Source organism: Streptomyces monomycini (genome assembly GCF_022271435.1).
GTDB classification, from domain to species: domain Bacteria; phylum Actinomycetota; class Actinomycetes; order Streptomycetales; family Streptomycetaceae; genus Streptomyces; species Streptomyces monomycini.
The window spans coordinates 292,992-318,568 of sequence record NZ_JAFIQY010000001.1 but is presented as its reverse complement, the minus strand read 5'-3'; the positions used below and the strand labels follow the sequence as shown (position 1 = coordinate 318,568).

Sequence of the window (25,577 nt, the reverse complement as noted above, 5' to 3'; positions counted from 1 at the left end):
CGGGGCCGGGCGGGTGCGCGGGGTCAGCGGCGCACGGCGGCACGGACCAGCGGCTGGGCGTGCAGGCCGTAACGGGTCTTGAACTCGTCGTTGCGGCGGCCGCATTCGAGGACCTGCCGCCCGGAGGCCATACCGGCCTCCAGTTCGGCCGCGAACAGCACGTACTGCGGGCTCCAGTTGAGTTCCCGCGGGTACAGACAGCCGCCCGCCCAGGCGTGCATCCGGGTGCGGTCGTACAGGCACAGGGAGACGGCGAGCAGTACGCCGTCCAGATCCACGCGCAGGATGCCGCAGTCGGGGCCGAGGGCGTTCACCAGGGCGGCCAGCCGCTCCGGCGGGTAGTAGCCGGGGGCGTGCTTGTCCGCGGTGGCCTCACACAGGTCCAGTACGTCCTGGTCGAGTGCTTCGGACCCCTGGCGCAGGGTGATTTTGGCACCGGCGTCGCGGGCCCGCCGCGCGAACTGGCGCAGGGTGCGGCGGGAGGGGCGGCTCACGGTGGTGAGGTGCTCGTCCAGGGTCGCGGGACCGCCGGTGAGGGGCAGGCGGTAGCGCGGCACGGTGGACTCGGTCGCCACGCCGGTCTCCGTGAGCAGACGGGCCAGTTCGCCGTCGGCGGCCACATTGGCCAGCCCCCAGAGGTCCACGTCGCAGCTGTCGGCCAGTTCACCCAGCGCGGTCCAGAACGTCTCCACCAGAGGGGCGGTCAGCGGTACGCGACTGGGCAGCACGGTGTCGTAGCAGTGCCACACATGCCCCATCAGCACCGTGAGCAGAGCGTCGGACCCCGGGCCCGAGGCGAACGGGTCACGGGTGTGCTGGAGATACACCGGCAGCACCGCGACCGGTTCACCGGCCGCCTCCTCGCGTGCCACCAGGTAGCGGGCGCGGGACGGCGAGGTGAGCGGCAGCTTCTCCACGCTGCACAGGAAGTCGTAGCTGTAGAAGACGGGCGCACCGCACGCCTCCACCAGCGAGGTCCAGGACCGGCGGCCCACCTCCTGGACCGAGTCGGCGACCGACACGGTCCAGGAGGCGGTACGGGTGCCGATCACCTGGCCGCTTCCACGCTCGCCCGCAGGGGCGGGAAGTGCAACGACGAGCCGAGCACCACACGCTCCCACTCGTCCAGGGTCACGCCCGCCCGGCGCAGCCGCTCCTCCGCCCAGGCCATCCGCAGCTCATCGCGCCACTTCGGGGTGAAGTCGCAGCGCACCACGTCGGCCAGGTCGGCGGAGAGCCGGTCGCCGAGGACGGCGGCCAGCCGGTCACCGGCGCCGGGCAGGCCCAGCTGGGACGTGTCGGCGAACTCGGCGGTGATCTGCTGCCGTACGGCCGCGGGCAGCTCCTCCCACAGCGCGCCCACCAGCCGGGTGCGCACCGAGGCCAGGACCTGCTCGAAGTCGCGGGTCTCCGGGTTGCCCGGCGTGTTCAGCCGGCACAGCTGGTCGATCTCGGCGGCGACCTGCTCCGGATCGCCCGCGTGCTCCGGAGTCAGACCGAAGACCGCGGCCTCCCGCTCGGAGTCCTCCGGACCGTCGGAGCTGTGCATCACGCTCATGGCGCTGTTGATGGCGTCGAAGTCGCGGCGCAGCGTGCCCAGTTCGGCGTCGGTCGGGTGCTGGTAGCCCTTGAGCTTGGCGAGTTCGGCGTGCCGGCCGTCGCAGCGGCAGATCAGGGCGACGGTGGGGCCGAGCCCGAGGACGGCGTCCACCAGACGGTAGCGCCAGGTCTGCCACTGGCCCGCGATGAGGTCCGAGTACAGGTCGTCGATCAGCTCCGGGTCGGCCTGGAGGGCACGGGCCGCCACCGGGGGGAAGCCCTCGTCCCGCAACCGCCGCACCAGGTCGCCGTGCCGGCCCCGGTGGACGATGTCGGAGCTCAGCAGGACGAACACGTGTCGGGACCAGAAGTCTTCAGCAGTCACGGACGCTGCCTTTCGTGGGGTTGCGGTAAGGCGGAGCCGTCGACGGCGTTCCGCTCCGGCAGGACAGGGGCGGCGGCGTGGTGCCGCACCGGACAGGCGTCGGGGGCGGCGACGCTGTCGTCGTCCGGCAGCGTGTACTGCCGCCACTTGAAGTCGGTGGAGGTGTCGCCGTCACCGAGGGTGGGGTGGGGGCCGATCCGGTCGTAGCGCGCCAGGCCCTCCCGGACCCGGCGCTTGGCGGCCTTGCCGGCCACCGTGCTGCCGCCGATGCCCTCGAAGACCCGCCGGACCTGGAAGACCAGGGTCAGGCACGGTCCGAGGTCACGGCTGCGGCGGTCCTTGTAGGCGGGGCTCGCGGCGAAGATGAACCACGGCTCGCCGTCGAAGCACCACTGCCAGCGGGGGTCGGAGGGGTCGGCGGGCACGTCGGCCGGCCAGGGCTCGGTGTCGTACGCCCGCAGTTCGTCCAGCAGCGTCCAGAACCGCCGGTGGTCGTCCGCGAGTTCCGCTCCGGGAACGGCCGGACCCACGAAGACGATGAGGGTCTGCCGCTTCGGCCCCTGCCAGGCCCGCTGCCGGTAGGCCCGCAGGGACCGGGCGAGCGCGGCCGGGCCGTGGGTGTCCGGGTAGCGGGTGTCGACGGCGCTGAAGGAGTTGTTGCCGCGCTGCTGGCCCTGCGTCCCGAAGTAACAGGGATAGGGCGGCTCTTCGGCGAGAATCCGCTCGGTGAAGACGCTGTGCGCTTCCGGGACCCAGCCGAAAGGCTCGTCGCCGGAACCGGAGCGCGACACCTCGGAGTCCCTCCATAGATAGCTTTCCAAAGAACGCTCCGAAAGGGTCGTTGGAGAATACTGCGAGCCGCGCCGCCCGAAGGTCGAAAGAGAGGTGCTGGGGCGGGGCTCGCCGCGCAGAACAATCACAACAGCGCTCACTCGGGACTGTCAAGACTTCACTTCCCCAAAGGATTTGCTAGAGGGAAGACCAACTGCCTGTCAGGGAAATCTGACGCCACCGCGAATACCCCGTCCCTCGCGCGTACGCGTACGGTACTGATCGCCACCACCGCCATGACCAGCGGCGCCGCGCCGCAACGAGCGGTACGCGACTCGGGTACACAAGGGCAGCGCACGCTGCCCGTTGGTCCCGGATCGGCCGCCGGCCCTTTTCACCAGCGCCATCGTGACTAGGGTTTTGGCTCATCCGCACAGCAGCCGACGAACACCCGGCCGACGCCGGTACCGGACATTGACGAGAGTCCGCCGAGCCCCCGGGACATGTCCCGGACCAGGTTGCTCCGACCACGTTGTTACCACCACGGGCAGACGGCGTCCGGGCAACCGGCCCACACGACAGGGCATCGAGCCGAAAAAGGTTGTGCAATGACATCGCAAATCACGGGGAATGCACCGGCGGCGCCCCAGGAAAAGCAGCCGGTCATTTTGCTCGACCGCCTCGGCTATTCCTCGTACCGAGGCCCGGACGGCCGTCCCTTCCTGCCCGCGGACCGCTGGGAGGTACGGCTGGTCACCGCACTGGAGCGGACCGGTGAGGCCGTGGGCGCCGAGCTGGCGTCCGTCGTCGGTGTGCCCGGTGTCGAGCCCGCGCCGTTCGCCGAGGCGGTCCGCTTCCAGCACCGCTGGGGCGGCCGGCCGGCGGACCGCCTGGTGGCGGTCACCGAACGCTTCCTGCTGCCCGCCGCCGAGCTGCGCGAAGAGCTGGGCATCCCCGGCCAGCGGGTCGGGCAGGCGCTGCTCTTCCGCGACAAGGTGCGGATGAAGGAGCATCTGCGCGACCACGGCATCGCGGTGCCGGACTTCGCCCCGTTCTCCCGGGAGGCCGCGCTGGCGCTGCTGGACAAGTACCGCCGCGTGGTCGTCAAGCCGCGGCTCGGCGCCGGTTCCAGCGAGATCCACCTGCTGGACGACGTCGCCGGGCTCGACCGGTTCGTACGGGACCACGCCGGCCGGCTGGCGGAGTTCGAGGTCGAGGAGTTCGTCGACGGGCAGCTGTACCACGTCGACAGCGTGGTGCAGGACGCGCACGTCACGTCGGCGGTGGCCGGCCGGTACGTGGACAGCACCATGTCCTACCGGCGGCTGGAGCCCTGCCGTGACGTCGCCGTGCCCGACGGCCCGCTGCTCGACGCGCTGCTCGCGTTCGACCGGGCCGTGCTCGCCGCGTACCCGGGCTTCACCGGGGTGGCGCACCACGAGGTGTTCATGTCCCCCTCGGGCCCCGTGTTCTGCGAGATCGCGGCGCGGGCCGGGGGAGGGGGCATCCTCGCCGGCTTCCGGTCACGTACCGGGGCCAACCTCGACGAAGTGATGCTGCGGGCCCAGTTGGAGGGCAGCGTGCCGCACGTCCCGGCCCCCGACTCCCACCTGACCGGCTTCACGGCCCTGTACGCCGAGCCCGGCCGGGTCCTGCGCACCCCGGAGGTGCCCGACGAACCGTGGATCACCGAAGCGCAGATCCTGGTGCGGGAGGGTGATCTGCTGGCCCCGCCGGCCAGGTACAGCGACGCGGCGGCCATCGTCTCGGTGCGCGGCGACACCGAGGCGCAGGTCATGTCCAGACTCGCGGCGCTGGCCGAGCGCATCAGCATTCCCACGGCGGCGGAACCGCTGTAGGGCGCCGCGCGGCCCGGCGCGGTGCCGTCGGGACACCGCGCCGGGCCGCTCGGTCACGTCAGCCGCGCGCCGCCGGCTGCTCCTCCAGGTACCGGGCGTACCGCTCCAGCCCGGCCCGTCCGTCCGGCACGAACGGCCACTCCGGGTCGGCCAGGCGCGCCGTCAGCTCCTCCCAGGTCATCCACCAGCCCTCGGCGACCTCGCTCGCCTGGTGCACCACCGGGCCGTGCAGGTCCGGGTCGTACTCGGCCACGTACACGCAGGCCAGGTAGTTGGCGTGGTCGTCGGCGAACCAGTAACGGAAGCAGGGACGCACCGGGCAGCCGCGGACGCCGAGTTCCTCCGTCACCTCCCGCTCGGCGGTCTCGTCCGGGTCCTCCCCGGCGGCCACCACACCGCCGGCCCAGGCGTCGTGCATGCCCGGGTAGACGTCCTTGGTGTCGGTACGGCGGTGCACGTACACCCGGCCCTCCGGGTCGCGCAGCAGCACCTGCGTCGCGCAGTGCGGCAGGTTCTCCGCGCGCATCCTGCTCCGGGGCGCCGAGCCGACGACACGCCCGCTCAGATCACCCTCGGCGTAGAGGGCCACGATTTCTTCCACCACTCGGTTCAGCTTCCTCTCAGACCGTGCCGGAACGGATGGCATGGGCAACGGCGTGTGTGCGGTTGCGCAGTCCCAGCCTGGCCAGCATCGTATGGATCGCGTTCTTGATGGTGCGCTCGGAGTACCCGAGTTCCTTGGCCACCTCGCCGGTGCTCCAGCCGTCGGCGAGCATCCGCAGGATGTTCATCTCCCGCGTGTCGAAGCCGGCCGCGTTCAGCCGGTGCGGCTCCAGGATGTCGCGCTGGAGGTGGTGCAGCAGCGTGACCAGCGAATCGGCCACCCCGGTGCGCTGCCGTCGGTCGCAGACGGCGTCCGCGATCGCGCCCAGATCGCTCTGGGCCCGCGGCAGTACGTCCGTCAGACCGTGCGCCACGGCGCGCATCAGCTGGTACTCCGACATCGAGTCCGCGACCAGGATCAGCCGCTGGGAGGGCCGTTGCCAGGCGTCCCGCTGCCCCAGCCGGGCGAGCGCCTCGTCGGTCCCCTCGGGTGACACCAGGATCAGGACGACGTCCGCCTCCCGCAGCCGGTCGTCGCCGACGACCGAGATCAGCGGGTTGCTCCGCAAGAAGGCGACCGTGCCGTCGAGGGTGATGGGGTCGTCCGCCAGCACGACCACGCTCACCGGGTCCGTGCTCCGCTCCGTACCGGCGGGCCTGTCGCCCCGGTCGGTGGGGGGCCGCAGAGCCGCGAGGTGGGTCGCACCGGCGACTCGGGACGACCGGCCGTCGGGCGGCGGGACCGCCATCGCGCGGGCCGGTCGGCGGGTGGGTGATTCCGGGTCTGGCCGGGCACCGCTGTGCGACGGTGCCGGCGAGCCCGATGGGAGCGTTTGTTGCATCTTGTCTTGCCTTCCGTACCTTGCACGGCCGCGCCGGGGGCGGGCCCTGGTGAGGGTCGTCCGGGCGGTGCGGGGACACGCCGGACGGGCTCCGTTCCTTGTCGAGCTGCTCATGGGAGGGACGGGGTGTCCCGGGAGGAATGCGACGCGGCGACCCGCGGCGTGGCGTACGCGCAGGCCGGTGGGCCCGCCGCGTGAGCACTCACGTCGGGGCTGCCCCTGCTGTTGTCCGCTGCATTGCTCGCCTTCCCCTCGTGCCGACTGCGGTCCGTGGAAGTTCCGTCAGGAGCCGGCCGGAGGAAGGCACTCCTCCGCTTGCTCACCCACGGTTTCTGCGCCGGTCATCGTGCGGCACGTTCCTTGCGACAGACTGGTCGGGATGTTGGCGGTTCCTTGTCGGTGTCTTGAGGTGGGCGCCGCGTCGCTGCCGGAATCCCTGTGCGTTCCTTGTCGTTTGCTTGTCCTTCACTTGCCGGAGACCCGTCGGTGATCTTGGAGGATGCCTTTTTCTGTGCCAAGATCCGATTTCAGGCCGGCCGCGAGGTGCCGGCCCTCTTTTCAAGCGCCGCCCGGCGCGAGAACGATTGAGAACGAGATGCCCGAACCCCCCATAGCGAGTCCTTTACGGAGCGAGGGTGCCGACGTTCCCCGGCTGAGTGTTCTGGGCACCATGTCCGTACGGCACGAGGGGCGTGACCGGCCGCTCGGACCACCGCGCCAGCGGGCCCTTCTCGCGCTGCTGCTCGTCCGCCTGGGCCGGGTGGTGCCCACCGAACTGCTCGTCGAGGAGCTGTGGGGCCAGGAGCCGCCGCGCCACGCGGTCGCCACCCTGCAGAGCTACGTCTCGCACCTGCGCCGCGCCCTCGACCCCGCGGCCGCCCCCGAGCGCGCGCCACTCCTGCGCCACCGCTCGCCGGGGTACGTACTGGAGCTGGACCCGCAGGAGATCGACGTATTCCGGTTCGAGCACCTGGTGACCGAGGGGCGGCGCCTGCTCGAAGCCGGTGACCCGGGCGGCGCCCGCGACCGGCTCACCACCGCGCTCGGCCTGTGGCGCGGCTCGCCGTACGCGGAGTTCGACGCGCACCCCTCGCTGAACGACGAGACGAACCGGCTGGAACAGCTCCGGCTCTCGGCGGTGGAGGCCGGCGCGGAAGCCCAGTTGGCGCTGGGGGCGGCCGAGGAAGTGGCGGCGGGCCTCGAAGCCGAGGCCCGCCGCCACCCCGCGCGCGAGCGTCTGGTCGGCCATCTGATGACGGCGCTGTCGCGGCTGGGGCGCCAGGCGGAGGCCCTGGAGGTGTATGAGCGGACCCGCCACCACCTGGCCGAAGACTTCGGGGTCGGCACGACGTCCGAACTCCGCCGGGTCCGCACGTCGATCCTCCGCCAGGACCCGGAGGCGCACGGCACCGGACTGGAGGGCCCGCCCGCCCACCGCCCGGACTGGGTGGGCAAGGAACCGCCGCCGCACGAGGCGGCGAGCACGCTCCGCGGCCCCGGGGCGGGGCCCGCCGAGGCGGAGCGGCCGGCGTACCCGGCCGGGCACCCGGAGACCGAAGGGCGCGGGCACGGTGCGGCGGCCGACGGTCACACGGGCACACCCCGGGCGCCCGAACGGCGCGAGGAGCCCGTCGGCGGCACCCGCGAGGAGCCCGTCGGCGGCACCGCCGCCCCGTCCCCGTTCACCGGGCGCGGCCAGGAACTGCACCGCCTGACGGCCGCCGCGGCGAGCGCCCTGGTCGGCCACGGGCCCGTGGCCGCCGTCCTGGGCCCCGCCGGCGTCGGCAAGACCCGGCTGCTCCTCGAACTCGCGGCACGTCTCGAAGCGGACGGCGGTCCCGAAGTGGTGTGGGGCCACTGCTTCCCCGGCGAGGGCGTCCCGCCCTACTGGCTGTGGACCCAGGTCCTGCGGCGGCTCGCCCTCACCCGCGCCGACGCGTTCTCCCGGGTCGCCCAGCCCTTCGGCGCCCTGCTCACCCCCCTCCTGCCCGAACGCCCGGCGGCCGACGGCCCCGACGGGACCGGCGCGGAATCCGACTGGGGCCAGGCACGTTTCCTCACCCACGACGCGGTGTGCGAGGTCCTGCTCACCCTGGCCCGGCAGAGCCCGTTCGTCCTGTTCCTGGAAGACCTGCAGTGGGCCGACACCGCCTCGCTGGAACTGCTCAGGCTGCTGAGCACCCGCCGGCAGGGCCAACCGCTCGGCATCGTGCTGACCGCCCGCGAGTTCGAAGCCGAGTCGGACGACTCGCTCCGCCGCACCCTCTCCGAAGTCCTGCGCGGACCGCGGACGGAGACCCTGCGCCTGGGAGGGCTGTCCCGGCAGGCCGTCGCCGCGCTCGTGGACGCCCAGGCCGGGCCGGGCGTGGACCCGGAGGTCGTGGAGGTGCTGCACCGGCGGAGCGAGGGCAACCCGTACTTCGTCATGCAGCTGCTCTCACTTCTCGGGGACGCGCGCAGCCTGCACCGGTCCGACGCGGTCGCCGTACTCCTGGCCCGCGTCCCGACCGGTGTGCGGGACGCGCTGCACCAGCGGTTCGACGCCCTTCCCGAGCCGGTGCTGCGCGTCCTGCGGGTGTGCGCCGTCATCGGTACCGAGGTCGACACCGACCTGCTGAGACGCTCCGTCCCGGCCGGCGAACCGGTTCCCGCCGCGCTGGAGACGGCGATCCGCGCGGGCCTGCTCGCCGAGGACCCGCACCACCCGGGCCGGCTGCACTTCGCCCACGCCCTGGTACGGGAGACGCTCATCGAGGAGCTGCCCTCCGAGGACCGGCAGCGGCTGCACGCCCGGGTCGCCGAGGCGCTGTGCGCCCGGGGACGGGCCGGGCGGGAAGAGATCGAGCGGGTCGCCGACCACTCGTGGCAGGCCAAGGACGCCGTCCCCGTCGAGCGCGCTCTTCCCAGACTGCTGCGCGCCGCCGAACAGGCCGAACAGCAATGGGCCTACGAGCAGGTGGAGATGTGGCTGCGCCGGGCACTGCACCTGGTGGGCCTGCTCTGCCCCGACGACCCGTCGGCAGTCCGGCTGGAGCAGCAACTGCGCATCCAGCTGGGCCAAGTACTGGCGACCACACGTGGCTACGGCCACCCGGAGGCCGAGTCGGAATTGACCCACGGCCGGGCGCTGAGCGCGGTCACCCATGCCCCCGAGGACCCCTCGGTCCTGTGGGCGCTGTGCGCGGCGTACCTGGTCACCGGCCGTTACGAGGACTCGCGGCAGTTCTCCGGGCTGCTGCGGGAGATGCGGGAGTCCACCGGTGCGCCGGTGGGATGCCTGGGCGCGGCGTACGGCGAGGGCATCGTGCTGCACGTACGCGGCCGGCTGACCGAGGCGCTCAGCGAGCTGGAGTACGCGGTCGCCATGGCGGATCGTTTCGCCGGGGAGGGGCACGCCCTGGCCCGCACCTTCCAGCACGACCCGCGCGTCTCCTGCCGTTCCTACAACGCCTTCACCCACTGGCTGCTGGGCAACCGGCGCACCGCCGGAACGCGCCGACGGGAGCTGCTGCGCCTGACCAAGTTCGAGAGCCGCCCCTCGGACCGGTGCTTCGCCCTGTACGCGGACGCGGTGGTGGCCGCCTGGGAGGGCGACGCGGCAACGGCCCGCTCCTCGGGCGCGGAGGGCGTACGGCTGGCAGGCGAACACGGACTGCTCTACTGGAAGGCCCTGCTCGGCGTACTGAAGGGCTGGGGCCTGACCCACTCGGGCCAGGAGGACGAAGGCCTCGGCCTCATGCACGTCTCCCTTACCGAACTGCGCAGCAGCAGAACGTACTTGCGCCACCCGCTCCACCTGGGCCTGCTGGGCCAGGCCCAGCAGCACGCAGGCCGTACCGAGGAGGCCGAGGCCACCTTCCGCGCTCTCCTGACCGCCGTGGAACACCGCAACGAACACGTCTACCTCCACTCCTCCCTGCCGGCCACCAGACTCCTGCACACCCTGCTGGGACGCACCGCGGCGGAGGCGGTCACGGGGGGATGAGGGCGACGGCGGACGCCCGGCCGAAGCACGAAAAGGCCCACCGGCGTGACGGAAAGGCCCACCGGCATGACGGAAAAGCCCACCGGAGTACCTGACTTCGGCGGTCCGGACGTGTTGTACGGGATCAGGGCCGCCGCCGTCCGCCTGACGGGGTGATCGTCACTCCATCGTAGGAATTGCGGACCACTGGCGGGGGGTGGGCAGCCGGAACGGCGGTCTTCGGCGGCGTGGATCGGTTCACTGGAAGCTCCTGGGTGATCGGAAGATCGCATCGGAACGGGAGTGAGGGAGTGCCGGAGATGCCGGAGCAGGAAAAGGGAACCGATTCCGCGGGTACGGAGTCCGCTGGTACCGAGCCCGAGGGTGCCGGCCCGTTCGGCCGGCACCCCGCCGCCGGGCTGGAGGACGTGGCCCTGCTCGCCGTGGGCCTCGCGGATGTCGCACTCGAACGGCTGCGTCGCGCCGCGGACCGGGGCCAGCAGCTGCTGCGCCGTTCGGACCTGCGGGAGCTCTTCGCCGACGGGGTGAACGATTTGCGGGCCCGCGGCGAACTGGCGTCCCGCCGGGTCACGCCGGACACCGAGAACTACCTCGAGGTGATGGCGTGCCGCGCGGTGAAGCGGGCCGAGGCGGCCGAGGTGTCCGGGCCGGCCCATGCATGACGCGGCGGGATTCAAGCGGCGCATCGACGCGTACCTGTGCCGGCTCGCCGACGAGGAGGAAGCCGAGCTGCTGCGCCTGTCCGGCGAACTCGCCCCGGTCTGCGAGCAACTGCGCAGTGCGCTGACGAGCGGGAAGCGGCTGCGCGCCGCCTTCCTCTACTGGGGCTGGCGGGCCGCCGGGCAGCCGGACTGCGACGGCGTGATCAAGGCCGCGGCCGCCATGGAGCTGGTGCACGCGGCCGCGTGCACCCATGACGACATCATCGACGACAGCCGGTTGCGACACGGCCTGCCGACGGCACATGTCGCCTTCGCCGCGGGCGGTGTCCGTACCTGGGAAGCCGCGGACGAGCGGCCCGGCGCGGGCCGCCAGGACCGCTCCACCGCGCTCGCGATGATGCTGGGCGACCTGCTGATGGGGTATGCGGGCAAGGTCTTCGCGACCTGCGGCCTGCCCGGCGCCTACGTGGCACGGACGGTGCCCCTGTGGTCCGCGCTGCTGCGCGAGACCGTCGCGGGGGAGTGCCTGGAAGTCCTGCGCACCGGCGGCGCCTCCGGTGTCGCCGAATCCCTGGAGGTCGCCCGGTACAAGACGGCCAAGTACACCGTGGAGCGGCCGTTGCACATGGGCGCCACGCTCGGCGGCGCCTCCCGGGACGTACTGGCCGCTTTCACCGGATACGGACTGCCGCTGGGCGAAGCCTTCCAGCTCCGCGACGACCTGCTGGGCACCTTCGGCGACCCGGACCGGACCGGGAAGTCGAACCTGGACGACCTGCGGGACAGAAAGCCCACCGCCCTGCTCGCGCTGACCCGTTCCCTCCTCTCCCCGGACGACGGGCGGCTGCTGACCAAGACCCTGGCCGCCGGCCCGGGCCTGGACGAGGACGGCGCGGCGACCGTACGGGAGCTGATGGAGCACTGCGGTGCGCGGCAGCGCGTCGAGGACATGATCGGGGAACGGATCGCGCGGTCCCGGGCGGCGCTGGACTCCGTAGCGCTGCCGGCGGACGCCCGCTCGGTGCTCGGCGCACTGGCGGCTTCGGCGGCCGACCGGTCCCTGTGAGGGCAACGAGAGAGATGAGGATGTCGTGACCGCTGAGACCAAGGGAATCACCGGGGCTACGGGGACCACTGAGGCCGCTGAAGCCGCTGAGACCACCGCGCGATACACCGAAGCGACGCTGGACGAGCTGCGGAACCAGGGCGACCCGCTCGCCGACGAGACGGTGGCGGCCATGTTCGAACGGGGTGAGGTGTCGGACTTCAACACCCTCATGCGCTTCTTCACCACCGCCGGACACCGGCTGCCGGAGGGCCTGCCGCAGTCGGCGGCGTCCTACCTGGAAGCGACCGGCATGCCTCCGGCCTGGGTGGACTGGGACATCATGGAGCGGGCACGGCTGTTCTTCATGGACAACGCCGCGCACATCAACACCGGCCTGTCCTTCGCCGCCATGCCGGCCACGTACGCCGTTCCGCGCGTGGCCGAACTGCTGGCCTCCACCCACTCCATGGACTACCCGTCGCGCCGGATGGCGAACACCGGGCAGTTCGTCACGTACCTGATGCAGACCAACGCCTTCGAGGAGGGCAGCAAGTTCATCCCGGCCGCCCAGAAGGTGCGCCTGCTGCACGCCGCGGTGCGCCACCACCTGACGCGGTCCGGGCGGTGGGACAGCGAGCGGGACGGAGTGCCGCTCTGCCAGGAAGACATGATCGGCGGGCAGATCTGCTTCTCGATCCTCGTCCTGGACGCGATGCACCGTCTCGGTGTCCACATGAGCGAGGAGGGCGCGGAGGCGTACTACTACGCCTGGCGCGTCGTCGGCTCCATCCTGGGCTGCGACATGGCGGCGGCGCCGGACAACCTCACCGAGGCCCGGGCCTACGCCGACCTCTACCTCCTGCGCAACCTGGGGCCTTCGGAGGAGGGCGTACGGCTGAACAACCAGCTGATGCGGATGTACGAAGACGTCGTCCCCGGCACCCTGTTCGACCCGATCGTGCCGGCCACGATCCGCTACCTCGTGGGCGACACCATCGCCGGCTGGCTGCAGATCCCCCGGAGCCCGTGGGACACGGCGGCCAAGGCCGTGCCGCTGGTCCTCGGCGTGCTGGAAACCATCGAGGACAGCAGCCCGCTGGGGGAGTGGGCCTTGGACAAGGCGGGCAGCCTGGTCTCCGGCTTCGAACTCGCCTCCCTGACCCGCGGCCGGGTGATGCAGTACGCCATCCCCGAGGAACTCAAGTCCGACTACGGCCTGCGGTCGCAGCAGGCACGCAACCAGCGCTGGGTGCCGCCCGCTCCGACCTCGGTGGGAGCGAACTGACATGAGCGCGCACAGGACGGTGCTGTCATCGCTTGGAGCCTGGCAGCAGCGTCGGTGCGCGGTCGGCCCAAGTCCTCAACCGAGGAAGCCTGCCCGCTCCTCCGCTTGCCGACACACCTGAGGGTCGCAACCGGACGTCGGGAGCGGGCAGGCTCCGGCGTAGTGCGAGGACGACGGCCTTCCGGGGTGGCCGAGGTGTTTCGGGAAATGGGCCGGTGAGGCGCGGGGGACGGCGGGCCGGGGACGTTCCGGCCCTGGCTGCGGGGCCTCCTGGGAGCGGGGAGGAGGCAGGGGCCGGCGGGTCCGGACTCGGCTGGATCCGTCGGGTTTGAAGCTTCCGTTCTGGTCGGGCAAACACTTTCGCATTACCTTTAACTCTTCTTGTTGCGGTGACGATGTGCTCCCCCTCCGGTACCGACACCACAGGACGAGCCATGGCGGATGACTTACGGTTCCACGTTCTCGGGCCTCTCTGTGCCCACCGGAACGGTGTCGGGGTACCGGTGGGCCCGCCCCAGCAACAGGCGGTTCTCGTGGGACTCCTGCTGAGTGGCGGGAAAGCCGTGCCGATGAGCGGGCTGATCGAAGCCGTGTGGGGTTTTCAGCCACCGAAGCGGGCCGTGACGACGATCCGTACCTACGTCTGGCGGCTCCGCAAGCTCCTGGAACCGCAGGAAGCCGTGGACCGGTCCGTGCTGCAATCGGCCGGTGACGGCTACCGGCTGGCCACCGACTCCTCCGCGGTGGACGCCGGAAGCGCCCAGTCCCTGATGAAGCGGGCCGTCGAACAGCGGAGGGCGGGCCGGACACAGGAGGCCGGGCGGCTGCTGTCGGCGTCCCTGGACCTGTGGCGGGGCGAGCCGCTGAGCGGCGTGCCGGGCCCGTTCGCCGCGCGGCAGCGGGCACGTCTGGAAGAGCTGCGGATCGCTACGCTGGAAGAGCACTACGACCTGGCGCTGGAGTCCGGGCGCGACCGGCTGGTCGTACCGGAGCTGACCGACCTGGTGGGGGCCTACCCGCTGAATGAACGGTTCCGATGTTTGCTCATGCGAGCGTTGTGCGGTGTCGGGCGGCAGACCGAGGCCCTGGACGTCTACCAGGACATACGGAAGCTGCTGTTGGAAGAACAGGGAATAGATCCCGGTGCCGAGCTCATCGCTTTGCAACAGCGCATCCTCAGTGGTGTCCCTCCCACGGACTTGCTGCACGGTGACCCGGACGGGAAGCCGGACCGTCCGGCCGACCTCACGGTCCCGGTCGGGTCGAGGAGATGCCGTGTGCCGCCTCCCGCCCAGCTTCCGGCGGAGGACGTGGGGTTCGTCGGCAGACAGGCCGAGGTTTCCCACCTGTGTGCGGCGCTGACCGACCCGGCGCGGAGCGCACCCGCCGCCGTGGGGATCTCGGGGGCGGCCAGCGTCGGCAAGACCGCGCTGGCCCTGCACACGGCCCATCGGGTGAAGTTCGCCTTCCCGGACGGCCAGTTGTACGCCGACCTCCGCGGTGCCGCCAAGGTGCCCGCCGACCCGTCCGCCGTCCTGGCCGGATTCCTGCTGTCCATGGGCGTGCCGCACCAGGTCGTTCCCGACGGCCGGGACGAACGCCGCGACCTCTTCCGTTCGATGCTGGACGCGCGGCGGGTCCTGCTGGTGCTGGACGACGCGCGAGACGCGGAGCAGCTCCGGGACCTGATGCCGACGAGCGTCCGGTGCGGCGTCATCGTCAGTGCGCGGTCCCACCTGCCCGGCCTCGCCCTGTCGGAGCGGGCGGGCCTGGACAGGCTCAGCCTCGACGAGGCCGTCGCTCTGACGGAGAAGACGCCGGGGCGCGGCCGTGTCTCCGTCACCGCTGCGCCCGACGGGCCGGTCGGCCGGGACCACCGGCACCTGATGCCCGATCAGCTCGCGCCGCTGGGCCGGCTGACGGCCACCGGCGTCCCGGACTTCACGGTGCGCAGCGCCGCGGCGGTGCTGATGGTGGACGAACCCACGGCGGGGCGCGTCCTGGAAGCCCTCAGAGCGGACTCACTGCTGGGCTCGTCCGGGCCCGGACGGTATCGCGTACGGTACGTGGCCCGCTCCGTGGCCGGCGCACGGCTCGGCCGGCCCGACCAGGCCGAGTCGGACCGTGCCCTGCGGGGGCTGCTGGAGCACCTGCTGGCCACGGCGTGCAACGCGTTCGCACTGGCGGCGCCCGGGGACCCCGTGCAGGACGCCTTTCGTCTGCGGGCCCCCGTGGGGCTGTCCTTTCCCGACTTCCGGCAGGCGCGGGAGTGGGTCCGCAGCGAGGTCCCCACGATATCCGGCGCCGCGCTGCAAGCGGCGCGCCGCCCGGCGGGGGCGGCGGAAGAGCTGTTGCCGCGTGCCGTGGACCTGCTCATCGCCGTGTCCCCGTTCGCCGGGGCGGTGGGGGACGAGCGGTTGCGGGCCGCCGTCCCCCCGCTGGTGCGCGCGGCCGCGAAACGGAACGAGCCGCGGACGCTGGGGCGGGCCCAGTTCCTCTACGCGGTCACCGCGTACCAGACGGGATGGCTGACCGAGGCGCGGACCTACGCGGACCTGGCGATCAACTCCGCCCGCCAGGGCCAGGATCCGTTCATCGCGCGGCAGGCGCTGCACGGACTCGGAATGCTGGCACGGGCCCAGCGGCGTTTCGACGAGGCCGTGACGCATTACGAGAAAGCCGCGGCCATGGCCAAGCGGTGGGGGCACCTTTCCGGGGAGGCGACTTCCGCCATCAATGCGGCGCTGTGCCGGGCCCTGGCCGGGTGGGCGGACGACGTACCGCCCGATCAGGACAAGGCGCCGGAGCGATGGCAAGCCGTGGAGAATGTTCCCGGGCACGCCTGCGGATTGTGCTGAGCCGCGAGACGGCATACGCCGATGCCGTACTGCTGGAGCGCACACCCCGCCGCGCGGTGGCAGCCGGCCGGACCGCGCTGGAACACGGTCTCACGCCAAAGGTTCTTGGCCCGGTGCACCGGGCCCCGGCCGGGAACTCGCCACCGCGGCGGCTGCGAGCGCCAAACAGCCGATCATGATGAGTATTCCGGGAAGGGTGGCCTTTTCCGATCCGGCGACGGCCGTGGCCACGAGCGGGCTGAAACTGGCGATCGTCGCGCCGACCTGATACGTCACGGCCAGTGCCGAATAGCGCTGCTGGACGGGGAACATCTCGACCAGGAAGGAGGAGAAGGCGCCGTACACCGCGGCATGACCGACACCCATGGCCAGGACAAAGGTCATGACGACCAGCCACGGCTCTCCCGAAGCCAGCCAGTAGGGCGCGGGAACCGCCAGGAGGGCGCAGACCGCGTACCCGGACAGAATGACCGGGCGACGGCCCCACCGGTCGGACAGCGCCCCGCACACCGGCAGCATCAGAGCCTCGGCCAGCGCGCCGGCCGCCAGTCCCAGCAGCAGGACCGAGCGGGCGGTGTGCTGCTGTCCGGCGGAGGCCGCGGTGAAGAGCTGGACCGTGAAGGTGCTGACGATCACGGCGAGACCGAGTGCGGCCAGGGCGCCGCGCACCACCTTGCCGGGGGTGTTCCGCAGCACTTCCCGGACCGGCAGGGCCGCCACCGCCGTCGTCCTCTTCGCCCGCACGTACTCCGGGGACTCCGCCACCTTCCGGCGTACGACCACGCCCAGAACCACCAGGGCGATCGAGGCGAGGAAGGGCAGGCGCCAGCCCCAGGCGTGGAGCTGCCGCTCCGGCATCCGGAGCACCAGTTCGATCACGGCGGTGCTGCCCAGCAGCCCCAGCGGGAACCCGGCCGCGGGAAAGGAGGTCCACAGGCCTCTGCGTCCCGGCGGGGCGTACTCCGCGCTCATGAGTACGGCTCCGCCCCACTCTCCGCCGATGCCGATGCCTTGCAGGATCCGTAGGGTGACCAGCAGCGCGGGCGCCAGGATTCCGGCCTGCTCGTAGGTCGGCAGCACACCGACCAGAAAGGTGGCGAGGCCCATCACGAGGAGCGTGAGGGCCAGCATGTTCTTGCGCCCGACGCGGTCTCCGAAGTGCCCGATGAGCACGCCGCCCAGCGGCCGGGCCACGAACCCGGCGGCGTAGGTCGCGAACGTGGCCAGCATGGTCGCCGTCGAGGAACTCCCGGGGAAGAACAACGGCCCGATGATCAGCACGGAGGCCGTCGAGTAGAGGTAGAAGTCGTACCATTCGATGGCGCTTCCGATGGTGCTCGCCAGGAGGACCTGCCTGGTCGTGGAGCCGCTGGTGCGGACGGCTACGGACTTCGTCGCGGTGGTGGCCGGCGAAGCATTCAAGGGAACTCCTTCCGGGAACCGGGAACAATGCGACGGCCGGGCGCGGTCGCCGGCCGGAATCCCGGGGCCCGGGGAAAACGCGGGATCGGCTGTCGATATCGCCTGTCCGTACGGTCGGCGAAACCGCTGCGGCGCGTGTCACCGGTTTTACTCCGGTTTCCGGCCGACTGTCCAGAGAGCCCGGGGCGCCCTTGCCGGAGACCGGCCGGCCATGGCTTAATCCAGGAAATGTCCATGGACCGTGGAGAGTTACGTGAACGCTCACCCGGAAACGCCTGACATCTGGACCGCGGACGACGGTTCGGAAGTAATATGTCTGCGTCGTTGGAAAGGCAGCTGGGACGCGGACGACCGGCATGCGAACTTCAAGTCGGACGTCCTCGCCTACGGACTGCTCGACCCGCTGGAGACGGTGCGCGGCATGTCCCGCAACCTGGACATCCCCGTCGGCGCCATCGTGCGGTACGTGCTCGCCAAATGGGCCACTGGAGGGAGCGGCGGCCTCCTGGAGATCGGGCCGGTGATGGTGCCCCGGCTCTGGGAGCCGATCGCGGCGGCGGAGGAGAAGGACGACGACGAGGAACGGCTCCGGGCGTATCACCAACTCCGCCAGATGATCTCGTGGTTGAAGGTCCCGCTGGACGACCCCACGGTGTATCCGCCGCAACGCGACTGACAACAGCGGCTCCGGAGCACCCGAGCGCCGTATCACCCCGCGTTTTCAGGGCCGACGAAGGCTGGAGGGCCGAGTGGAACGGACCGGTCGATACGGTGGCACGGTCGGGCTGCGCCTTGCCACGCGCCAAGCCGCGCCGAGCGACTTGGGCGGTGACGGCTGGGTGCCCCGCACCGCCGCGCACCACGAGGAGGTGGCGGCCGGAACACTGTGGCACCGGTGCGGTTACCGGTCGGAGGTGGCCCCGCTGCGGGAAGTGGTGCTCGCCCGGCCGCCGGACAGCCTGGAGGCAGCCGGTGACGCGCCCCGCGGCCACCTGATGTCCGCCAGGGTCGACCTGGGACGGATACGGGAACAGGCGGACGCGGTGGCCGAGGCGTACCTCCGGCACGGCGTGACCGTCCACATCGTCCGGCCCCCCGCCCACGCGGGGCCCAACCTGATCTTCATGCGGGACCTCTTTCTCGCGACACCGCAGGGTGTGGTGCTCGCCCGCCCCGCATCCGCCCAGCGAGCAGGCGAGGAGCGGTTCGCGGCAGTCGCCCTGGCCGCCCTCGGCGTCCCCCTGCTGAGGACCCCGGCCGGCACGGCCACCTTCGAGGGCGCGGATGCCCTGTGGCTGGGGAAGAACACGGTCGTGGTGGGCTGCGGCTTCCGCACCAACCCGGAGGGCGCGGCGGTCGTCCGCGACGAACTGGGGCGCCAAGGTGTGCGGACCGTCGTCGTACCGCTCGGCCCCGGGGTGCAGCACCTCCTCGGCTCCCTGGTCTTCGTCGACCACCGGCGCGTACTGCTGCACGCGGCGGCGGCCACCGCGGAGTTGCGCGCCCTGTTGTACGAGCACGGGTACGAGGTGATCGAGCTGCCGGCGGAGGACGAGGTGGTGCGGAGGCGGGCCATGAACCTGGTCACGCTCGCGCCGGGGGTCGTGCTGATGCCCGCCGGCTGTCCGGACACCCGGCGGCGTCTGGAGGCAGCCGGCCTGCACGTGGACACCGTGGAGGTGGGGGAGTACGTGAAGGCCGCGGGAGCCCTCGGCTGTCTCACCGGCATTCTGCTGCGCGACGACGCCGGCACGCCGGCCGGGAGGAGGCCGTGAACCGGAACGCGGTCTCGGTGGCCGTCATCGGCGGCGGAGCCAGCGGAACCCTGGCCTGCGTCCACCTGCTGGAGGCGAGCGCGGCGGCCCGCCGCCCGGTGCGGATCTCGTTGATCGAACCGTCCGACGAGCTGGGCCGCGGCACCGCCTACGCGTCGCGCGATCCCCGGCACCTGATGAACACGCCGATGGAACGTTCCGGCGCGTGGGCCCACGACCCCGGACACCTCGTCGCCTGGCTGAGACGCCGGGAACCGGACACGCCCGCCGGCCATTACATGCCGCGCGGTACGTACGGCGCCTATCTGGCCGACACGCTGCGCGAGACCCGGGAGCGCACGGCGGAGACCGGGCAGCTGTGGCACGTACGGCGCCGTGCGCGCCGGGTGCTTCCCGGCCTCCCGCGGCCGGTGGTGGCGCTGTCCGACGGCCGGTGCGTGGCGGCGGACCATGTCGTGTTCGCCATGGGGAACGCGGCCACCTGGCGCGATCCGTTCGCTTCGGCGCAGGCGGGACCGCGGTACGTGCGCTCTCCCTGGCACAGCGGCTTCCCGGCGGTGGCCGACCACTCCTCGGTGCTGCTGCTGGGCAACGGACTGACCGCGGTGGACATCGGGCTCAGCCTGCTCGGCAGCTCGGTGGGCGTCCGCGTCGACGCCGTGTCCCGGCACGGGCTGCTGCCCCGGCCGCACGGCTCCGGATGCTCGCACGGAGGGCACCCGAACGTCGTGGGCGCTCTGCTGGCGGACGACCGGCTCACCCTGGCGCGGCTCGTGAGCACGGTCCGCTCCGAGATGCGCAGGAGCCCGGAATGCTGGCGGGAGATCATCGACGCGCTGCGCCCCTGCACCGGCGAGCTGTGGGGCCGGCTCGACGCCGACGACCAGCGGGACTTCCTGGGGCGCTTCGGTACGTACTGGGACGTGCACCGTCATCGGCTGCCGCCGGTCACCGCCCACCGGCTCGGACGCGCGCTCGGCTCGGGCCGCCTGCGAGCCCGTAAGGGACGGGCGGCCTATCTGCGCGCGTGCCCGCGCGGGGTCGTCGCCGGGCTCGACGTCGGTGCCGGGGCGGTGCCCGTGCGCTACGACTGGGTGATCAACTGCACCGGTTTCGGGCGGGACATCACCGGTTCGGCCGATCCGCTGCTGAGCTGGCTCTTGCGGGACGGACTGGCCGTCCCCGACGCCCTGCGGCTGGGTATGGCCACGGACCGTCGCGGACGGCTGCTCGACCGCGCGGGGCGGCCCGACCCGGCCCTGCTGGCCATCGGCCCGCTGCGGCGGGGCTCGCAGTGGGAGACCACGGCCATCGCGGAGATCCGCGCGCAGGCCGCACAGCTCGCGGACGACATCCTCGGCTCACCGCCCGCCGGGCCGGCCGAGGCCCTTCACCACTCCGGCCGGGCCTCGTCGCTCTGACGGCAGGACAGGGTCCGGCCGTGCAGCTCGTCGGGGTCGGCGGCCAGGTCGTACTGTTCCACCCGGTCACCGCCGATCTGCCAGATGACCTTCTGGCGGCTGTCCCCCTCACTCAGCCGGATCGACGCCAGGGGCAGCAGATCCGGGTAACGCCCGTCCGACCGCCGCTCCTCCGGGTGGTACGTCTCGGAGTAGGCGGGCCGGGCCGCGGGCGCCTGCTGACCGAAGAACTCGGTGAGTGAGCTGCCGTCGGGTCCGTCCTTGTACGGGTCCAGACCCAGCAGCTCCAGAATGGTGGGAGCGATGTCCACCAGCCGGACCTGTTCGGTGATCTCGCGGCCCCGGGGCACGTCCGGCCCGCCGATGATGAGCGGGACGTGCTGCGTCGTGTCGAACAGCAGGCACCCGTGCCCCTCCTCGTAGGCGTGGCCGAGTTCGCCGGAGTGATCGTTGGGGTACCAGCCGGCCAGGTCCTCCCCGTGGTCGGAGAAGCACACGACCAGCAGGTCGTCGAGCGGGTGCCCGGCCTTTTCCAGCCTGCGGAACAGCAGTTGGAGATAGTGATCGCTGTACGCCACCTCGCCCTCGTAGGGGTTGGCGGCGTCCGGGCAGAAGTCCTCCGGGGGCTCGTACGGCCAGTGGGCGTCGAAGAAGTGCGCGAACAGGAAGAAGGGGCCCTCCTGGCGTTCCGCCCAGGCGGCCGCGCGGTCCGCCACCAACGGGGCCCGCTTGAGCGCCAGGCCGCGCAGCTTGACGTCGTTGACGGTCAGGGGGTCACTGCCGTCGGGCAGGCGGGGGATCTCGTCGTCGTAGTGGTCGAAGCCGCGGTCCATGCCGTACCACCGGTTGAGCCCCGGGCAGGACACCACCGCGCCGGTGGCGTACCCCGCCGCTTGCAGGCGCTCCGCCAACGTCGTGGTGTCCGCCCGCAGTTGCTCGCGCAGCAGATGGCGGATGCCGTGCCGGGCCGGCTGCAGTCCGGTGAACACACTGGCATGGCTGATCGGGGTCAGGGGGGCGGACGAGATGGCCTGCCGGAAGGTCGTACCCCGTCGGCGCAGCGCCTCGATTCCGGGCATCTTCCCGGAATAGGCGACGTCCGCCCGAACGGTGTCGAGGGAGATGAGCACGAGACTCGTCACGGTTGGCGTCCTTCCGCTTGACGCGTAGATCCGCTGTTGATCGGCTATTGACTGAACGTGCATAGACTGGTGGGCGACCTTGGAGGAGTGCTTCTGAGGAGGTCGCTGTTGCAAGACCTCGGCAATGTGCGCGAACCCGGACCGGCCGAAGACTCCCTGCACCTGGTGTCATTGAAGGAACTGCGCAGCTCGAATGATTCCCCTCGTTCCGGCGGACTCAACCGAGAGCACGTGGAACTGCTGCTCGCCTCCGGAGCGAGCCTTCCCCCCATTCTCGTACACCGTCCCACCATGCGGGTTCTGGACGGAATGCACCGGCTCCAGGTAGCGGTCCAGCGTGGCGACCGGACCATCCGCTGCACATTCTTCGACGGTTCGGAGGCGGACGTCTTCGTCCTGGCGGTGGAGAGCAATGTGCGGCACGGGCTGCCGCTTTCGCTGGAGGAGCGCACCGCCGCGGCGACACGCATCGTACGGTCGCACCCCCATCTCTCCGACCGGTCCGTGGCCCGGGTGAGCGGTCTGTCCCCCAAGACGGTCGCGGCCGTCCGGCGGCGTTCGAGTGAGGAAATTCCTCAGTCGAACGCCCGTATCGGCAATGACGGCCGGACCCGGCCGCTGGACATGTCGGAGCTGCGGAAGGAGGCCGCCCGGGTGATGACGGACCACCCTGGCATGCCGCTGCGCGAAGTCGCCACCACGGTCGGGATATCCCTGGGTACAGCACACGATGTGCGTGAACGTCTGCGTTCAGGCCGGGACCCGGTGCCGGTGCGCTATCGTGAAGTCTCCGCTCCGGCGAGCAAGCGGAAGAACGCGGCCGGGCGCCCCACGCCGCAGTTGGGAGACCGCAAGCCGGCGGGGAAGACCACCAACGGGCAGCCCCTCCAGGATATTTCGGAGCTGCATCGCACCCTCAAGAAAGACCCGTCGATCCGTTTCACCGAAATGGGTCGGACGCTCTTACGGCTGTTCGACGCGCAAGAGCTGCTCATGGAGGCGGGTGGCCACCTCGTGGACGGTGTCCCGCCGCACTGGGCGGAAATGGTGGCCGAACTCGCCGACGGCTGTGCGGATTCATGGCGTGAATTCGCCGACCAGGTGCGCCGGATCGTGGTGTCGCACGATCAGCAGGCCAGCGGATAAGGACACATCACCTGGCAACTAGGGAGTACTCATGGCACAGAAATCCTTGGCGCTGGAGTTGTACTCGAATGCCGACGAGGCCGTCGACCAGCGCTATATGCGGCAGATGCGTGAGCAGGACGACGAGCCGGTGCCCACGGATCCCTCCCTCCCGAGCTTCACCCTGGTCGTCGGCCCGTCCCCGTTCAGCATGCCGCGCGGCTGGGAGTTCTTCCTGACCTCGCCCTACGAGGGCGCCTCCTACATCTCGACGGTGCTGCACAACGCCGGCTTCCCGGTACGGATCGTCGACGTGCGGTACGCGCTGAACCCGCTCAAGACCGCCTACGACCAGATCGTCGGCCAGACCGACGTGCTGGGCGTGTGCACCTTCGAGGACAACTTCCCGTTCTGCCGGGAACTGATGCAGATGGTCCGCGACGCGGAACCGGACGTCCCCATCATCTGCGGCGGATCCCTGGTGACCTCGGTGCCCCATGTGTTCATGGAGAGCACGGCGTGCGACGTCGCCGTGATCAGCGAGGGCGAGATCACGATCCTCGAACTCATGGAGAGCTTCGCCGCCGGCAAGTGGGAGCAGGACCTGCCCAACGTCCGGGGCATCTGCTACCGCACCCCCGAGGGGGAGCCCAAGCGCACCCGGGCCCGCGGCCAGATGATGGACCTGGACTCGCTGCCCAGGATGCGGCTCGACCTGTGGCCCCAGTACCACAGCCCCATGGGGATGCAACCGCAGATCATCTCCTCGTACAGCCGCGGCTGCAAGATGGACTGCTCCTTCTGCTACCGCACGACACCCCAGGTCAGGGCCAAGTCCCAGGAGAAGATGGACCGGGACATGGCCTGGCTGAAGGAGCAGTACGGCGTCGACTTCTGCTTCTTCGTCGACCTGACCTTCAGCTCCCACCGCCGGCAGACGATAGAGATCTGCGACGCCATCAAGGACCACGACATCCGCTGGACGTGCCTGACCCGGTGCGCCGACATGGACACCCCGCGCATCACCGCCATGCGGGACTCCGGCTGCGACATCATCCTCTACGGAGTGGAGTCGCTGGGCACGGAAGTGCTCCGGGAGGCCCGCAAGGGCAGCAGCGAGAACCTGACCGTACGGGCGATGCGGACCACCTTCGAGAACGATGTGCGGTTCGGCTCCCTGCTCATCGTCGGCCTGCCGAACGAGAGCAACGAGTCCCTCAACCACATGGTCCAGTTCGCCGAGACGTACAACCACGTGACCCGAGTCAAGTACCTGTCGGCCATGCCGGGGACCACGGTCTACAAACAGGCCATCGCCTCCGGGCTGATCCGCTCCGAGATCGACCACCTCAACTGGCTGTCCATCGAACAGGCCCTGCACGAGGACGAGTTCCTCAACATCAGCGGACTGTCCGAAGGCGCCTGCCGCGACGCCTACCAGCGCATCTACGACGCCTACCAGCCCGGGCCCGTCATGGACTTCAAGCACTACCCGGAGAACTTCTGGTACTTCCACCCGCAGCCGCACGACGGCCTGGACCGCTCCACGTCCTACGCCGGAACCGGCTGGCGCGAGAAGTGGAGCTCGGCGGCCGGCGGGCTGGCGCCCGGATCCGGGCGCTTCACCCTCGACCAGTGCGCCTCCCCCGAGGTCGCCGCACTCGGCAGCCGTCTCATGCCGAGCGGGGCCGAGATGATGCGCCGCGCCGCGGCCCTCGGTGGCGCATGAAGACGACGCCGGGGCCGCAGAGCCCGATCTTCATCATCGGCACCGAACGGTCCGGGTCGAACCTGCTGCGCCTGATCCTGGACGCGCATCCACGGATCTGCGTCCCGCACCCGCCGCACTTCATGCGCTACCTGGCCACGCCCGCCGGCTCCTACGGCGACCTGACCGTCGCGGCCAACCGCCGGAAGGCCGCCGAGGACGCCGTAGGGCTGCTGCGGCGGCACATCCACCCCTGGCAGCACACGATCGACCCCCGGCGCGTGGTGGAGGAGGCGGCCCCCACCCTGTTCGGGGTGGTGGCCGCCGTGTACGACCAGTACCGGGAGGCCGAGGGCGCCGCGCGCTGGGGGTGCAAGAGCACCTTCATGGTGGACCACGTGGACGAGGCGCTGGCGCACTTCCCCGAAGCGCGCTTCGTCTGGCTGGTCAGGGACCCCTGCGACGTCGGTTCCTCGGCCAAGCGGTCCATCTTCGGCTACAGCCACCCCTACCGCATGGCCCAGCTGTGGCGACGGCAGCAGGAACAGGCCAGGGCCGCGCTGTCCAGGTGGGGGCCGGAGTCGGTCCATCTGCTGCGCTACGAGGACCTGGTCTCGCGCCCACGGGAGGAGATCGAGCGGCTCTGCTCCTTCCTGGCCGAGGAACCCCACCCGGCCATGCTGGAACACCACCGCTCGCCGGCCGCCCGTCACACGGCCGGCTGGGCCGAAGCATGGCGGAACGCCGGGACACCGGTCACCACCGACCGGATCGGCGCCCACCAGGCCGGTCTGACCCCGGGCGAACGGTTGCTGGTGGACAAGGTGACGGGGCCGCTGAAGAGCGGCCTCGGCTACCCCGTCCACCCCGACGCGCACGCCTGCCCCACCCCCTCCCCGGTGGAGCTGGCCGTGCGGTCGGCGGCCCTGCGGCTGCGGGTGGAGTTCCGGTCGCTCAGACAGGACCGGAACTACTCCCTGCGGCTCGGCAGGGACGTCTATGTGCGGTGGTTGCGTGTCAGGGCGCACGCCCGGGTGCGGCTCCGGCGCCGGCCGGCCCTGACCGCACCGCTCGCCGCACGACGCAGTACGGCCTGACAGCCACCCGGCCGGCCCCGAGCGCGGGCGGCGCCCGCGGGTGGTGACGT

General features: G+C 71.3%; 19 protein-coding genes. 12 read left to right on the top strand and 7 right to left on the bottom strand.

Features of this window, described 5'->3' with window-relative positions:
* Positions 1-23: 23 nt before the first annotated feature.
* The 3 genes from JXZ78_RS01315 to JXZ78_RS01305 are packed head-to-tail and all read right to left on the bottom strand — an operon-like array spanning position 24 to position 2,715.
* Positions 24-1,052: a GNAT family N-acetyltransferase gene (locus JXZ78_RS01315; RefSeq protein ID WP_030019526.1), complete on the bottom strand. Its 1,029-nt coding sequence runs from the start codon at positions 1,050-1,052 to the stop codon at positions 24-26.
* On the bottom strand, positions 1,049-1,924 hold the full coding sequence (locus tag JXZ78_RS01310) for a nucleoside-diphosphate kinase (RefSeq protein ID WP_030019527.1): 876 nt from the start codon (positions 1,922-1,924) through the stop codon (positions 1,049-1,051). Before JXZ78_RS01310 ends, JXZ78_RS01315 begins: the two co-directional genes overlap by 4 nt.
* Positions 1,921-2,715: a YqcI/YcgG family protein gene (locus tag JXZ78_RS01305; RefSeq protein ID WP_050502344.1), complete on the bottom strand. Its 795-nt coding sequence runs from the start codon at positions 2,713-2,715 to the stop codon at positions 1,921-1,923. Before JXZ78_RS01305 ends, JXZ78_RS01310 begins: the two co-directional genes overlap by 4 nt.
* Before the next feature lie 588 nt (positions 2,716-3,303).
* Between JXZ78_RS01305 and JXZ78_RS01300 the strand changes: the two genes are divergently transcribed.
* A complete protein-coding gene (locus JXZ78_RS01300) occupies positions 3,304-4,554 on the top strand; it encodes an ATP-grasp domain-containing protein (protein WP_167745412.1) in 1,251 nt (416 codons plus the stop codon).
* 58 nt (positions 4,555-4,612) lie between these two features.
* Here JXZ78_RS01300 and JXZ78_RS01295 read toward each other — a convergent pair whose 3' ends face one another.
* Both JXZ78_RS01295 and JXZ78_RS40620 read right to left on the bottom strand, forming a co-directional pair.
* Positions 4,613-5,158 carry an NUDIX hydrolase gene (locus JXZ78_RS01295; RefSeq protein ID WP_238782603.1) on the bottom strand — a complete coding sequence of 182 codons (546 nt, stop codon included), beginning with the start codon at positions 5,156-5,158 and terminating at the stop codon, positions 4,613-4,615.
* A 16-nt stretch (positions 5,159-5,174) separates the two neighbouring features.
* The gene (locus tag JXZ78_RS40620) at positions 5,175-5,783 is read right to left on the bottom strand and encodes a helix-turn-helix transcriptional regulator (RefSeq protein WP_157851540.1); all 609 of its coding nucleotides are present in this window, start codon (positions 5,781-5,783) and stop codon (positions 5,175-5,177) included.
* An 886-nt stretch (positions 5,784-6,669) separates the two neighbouring features.
* Here JXZ78_RS40620 and JXZ78_RS01285 point away from each other — a divergent pair.
* From JXZ78_RS01285 to JXZ78_RS01265, 5 genes are all read left to right on the top strand, one after another.
* Positions 6,670-9,984: an ATP-binding protein gene (locus JXZ78_RS01285; RefSeq protein WP_033037458.1), complete on the top strand. Its 3,315-nt coding sequence runs from the start codon at positions 6,670-6,672 to the stop codon at positions 9,982-9,984.
* Between the two features lie 299 nt (positions 9,985-10,283).
* A complete protein-coding gene (locus tag JXZ78_RS01280; RefSeq protein WP_238782602.1) occupies positions 10,284-10,646 on the top strand; it encodes a polyprenyl synthetase in 363 nt (120 codons plus the stop codon).
* Entirely contained in the window at positions 10,639-11,712 is a 1,074-nt protein-coding gene (locus tag JXZ78_RS01275) for a polyprenyl synthetase family protein (RefSeq protein ID WP_030019534.1), read from the top strand. The genes JXZ78_RS01280 and JXZ78_RS01275 overlap by 8 nt, the downstream gene beginning before the upstream one ends.
* Before the next feature lie 46 nt (positions 11,713-11,758).
* A complete protein-coding gene (locus JXZ78_RS01270) occupies positions 11,759-12,979 on the top strand; it encodes an oxygenase MpaB family protein (RefSeq protein ID WP_050502368.1) in 1,221 nt (406 codons plus the stop codon).
* Positions 12,980-13,374: 395 nt separating this feature from the next.
* Positions 13,375-15,837 (top strand): BTAD domain-containing putative transcriptional regulator, encoded by a 2,463-nt coding sequence (locus JXZ78_RS01265; RefSeq protein ID WP_078624156.1) that lies wholly within the window; start codon positions 13,375-13,377, stop codon positions 15,835-15,837.
* 90 nt (positions 15,838-15,927) lie between these two features.
* Here the strand turns inward: JXZ78_RS01265 and JXZ78_RS01260 are convergent, their stop codons facing one another.
* Positions 15,928-17,259 carry an MFS transporter gene (locus JXZ78_RS01260; RefSeq protein WP_050502348.1) on the bottom strand — a complete coding sequence of 444 codons (1,332 nt, stop codon included), beginning with the start codon at positions 17,257-17,259 and terminating at the stop codon, positions 15,928-15,930.
* 280 nt (positions 17,260-17,539) lie between these two features.
* Between JXZ78_RS01260 and JXZ78_RS01255 the strand changes: the two genes are divergently transcribed.
* The 3 genes from JXZ78_RS01255 (at position 17,540) to JXZ78_RS01245 (ending at position 20,455) form a co-directional block, all read left to right on the top strand.
* Positions 17,540-17,935: a DUF6027 family protein gene (locus JXZ78_RS01255; RefSeq protein ID WP_030019538.1), complete on the top strand. Its 396-nt coding sequence runs from the start codon at positions 17,540-17,542 to the stop codon at positions 17,933-17,935.
* A 163-nt stretch (positions 17,936-18,098) separates the two neighbouring features.
* Positions 18,099-19,034, top strand: coding sequence for a dimethylarginine dimethylaminohydrolase family protein (locus JXZ78_RS01250; protein WP_238782601.1), 936 nt, complete (start codon positions 18,099-18,101; stop codon positions 19,032-19,034).
* The gene (locus JXZ78_RS01245; RefSeq protein ID WP_050502349.1) at positions 19,031-20,455 is read left to right on the top strand and encodes an FAD/NAD(P)-binding protein; all 1,425 of its coding nucleotides are present in this window, start codon (positions 19,031-19,033) and stop codon (positions 20,453-20,455) included. The genes JXZ78_RS01250 and JXZ78_RS01245 overlap by 4 nt, the downstream gene beginning before the upstream one ends.
* Here the strand turns inward: JXZ78_RS01245 and JXZ78_RS01240 are convergent.
* Complete coding sequence (locus JXZ78_RS01240) at positions 20,425-21,597, bottom strand: sulfatase (RefSeq protein WP_030019541.1); 1,173 nt, start codon at positions 21,595-21,597, stop codon at positions 20,425-20,427. The genes JXZ78_RS01245 and JXZ78_RS01240 overlap by 31 nt on opposite strands.
* Positions 21,598-21,705: 108 nt before the next feature.
* Here JXZ78_RS01240 and JXZ78_RS01235 point away from each other — a divergent pair, with 108 nt between their 5' ends.
* The 3 genes from JXZ78_RS01235 to JXZ78_RS01225 are packed head-to-tail and all read left to right on the top strand — an operon-like array spanning position 21,706 to position 25,527.
* Positions 21,706-22,743, top strand: a complete 1,038-nt coding sequence (locus JXZ78_RS01235) for a ParB/RepB/Spo0J family partition protein (protein ID WP_238782600.1) — start codon at positions 21,706-21,708, stop codon at positions 22,741-22,743.
* Positions 22,744-22,774: 31 nt separating this feature from the next.
* Positions 22,775-24,451, top strand: a complete 1,677-nt coding sequence (locus JXZ78_RS01230) for a B12-binding domain-containing radical SAM protein (RefSeq protein WP_030019543.1) — start codon at positions 22,775-22,777, stop codon at positions 24,449-24,451.
* Positions 24,448-25,527 carry a sulfotransferase family protein gene (locus JXZ78_RS01225; RefSeq protein WP_063726061.1) on the top strand — a complete coding sequence of 360 codons (1,080 nt, stop codon included), beginning with the start codon at positions 24,448-24,450 and terminating at the stop codon, positions 25,525-25,527. The genes JXZ78_RS01230 and JXZ78_RS01225 overlap by 4 nt, the downstream gene beginning before the upstream one ends.
* The last annotated feature ends 50 nt before the right edge of the window (positions 25,528-25,577 follow it).

What these genes read in the sequence shown, in the direction of transcription:
- JXZ78_RS01280 (WP_238782602.1), top strand. Translation starts at nt 10,284, where the DNA reads ATGCCGGAGCAGGAAAAGGGAACCGATTCCGCGGGTACGGAGTCCGCT.
- JXZ78_RS01265 (WP_078624156.1), top strand. Translation starts at nt 13,375, where the DNA reads ATGTGCTCCCCCTCCGGTACCGACACCACAGGACGAGCCATGGCGGAT.
- JXZ78_RS01275 (WP_030019534.1), top strand. Translation starts at nt 10,639, where the DNA reads ATGCATGACGCGGCGGGATTCAAGCGGCGCATCGACGCGTACCTGTGC.
- JXZ78_RS01285 (WP_033037458.1), top strand. Translation starts at nt 6,670, where the DNA reads ATGTCCGTACGGCACGAGGGGCGTGACCGGCCGCTCGGACCACCGCGC.
- JXZ78_RS01230 (WP_030019543.1), top strand. Translation starts at nt 22,775, where the DNA reads ATGGCACAGAAATCCTTGGCGCTGGAGTTGTACTCGAATGCCGACGAG.
- JXZ78_RS01300 (WP_167745412.1), top strand. Translation starts at nt 3,304, where the DNA reads ATGACATCGCAAATCACGGGGAATGCACCGGCGGCGCCCCAGGAAAAG.
- JXZ78_RS01225 (WP_063726061.1), top strand. Translation starts at nt 24,448, where the DNA reads ATGAAGACGACGCCGGGGCCGCAGAGCCCGATCTTCATCATCGGCACC.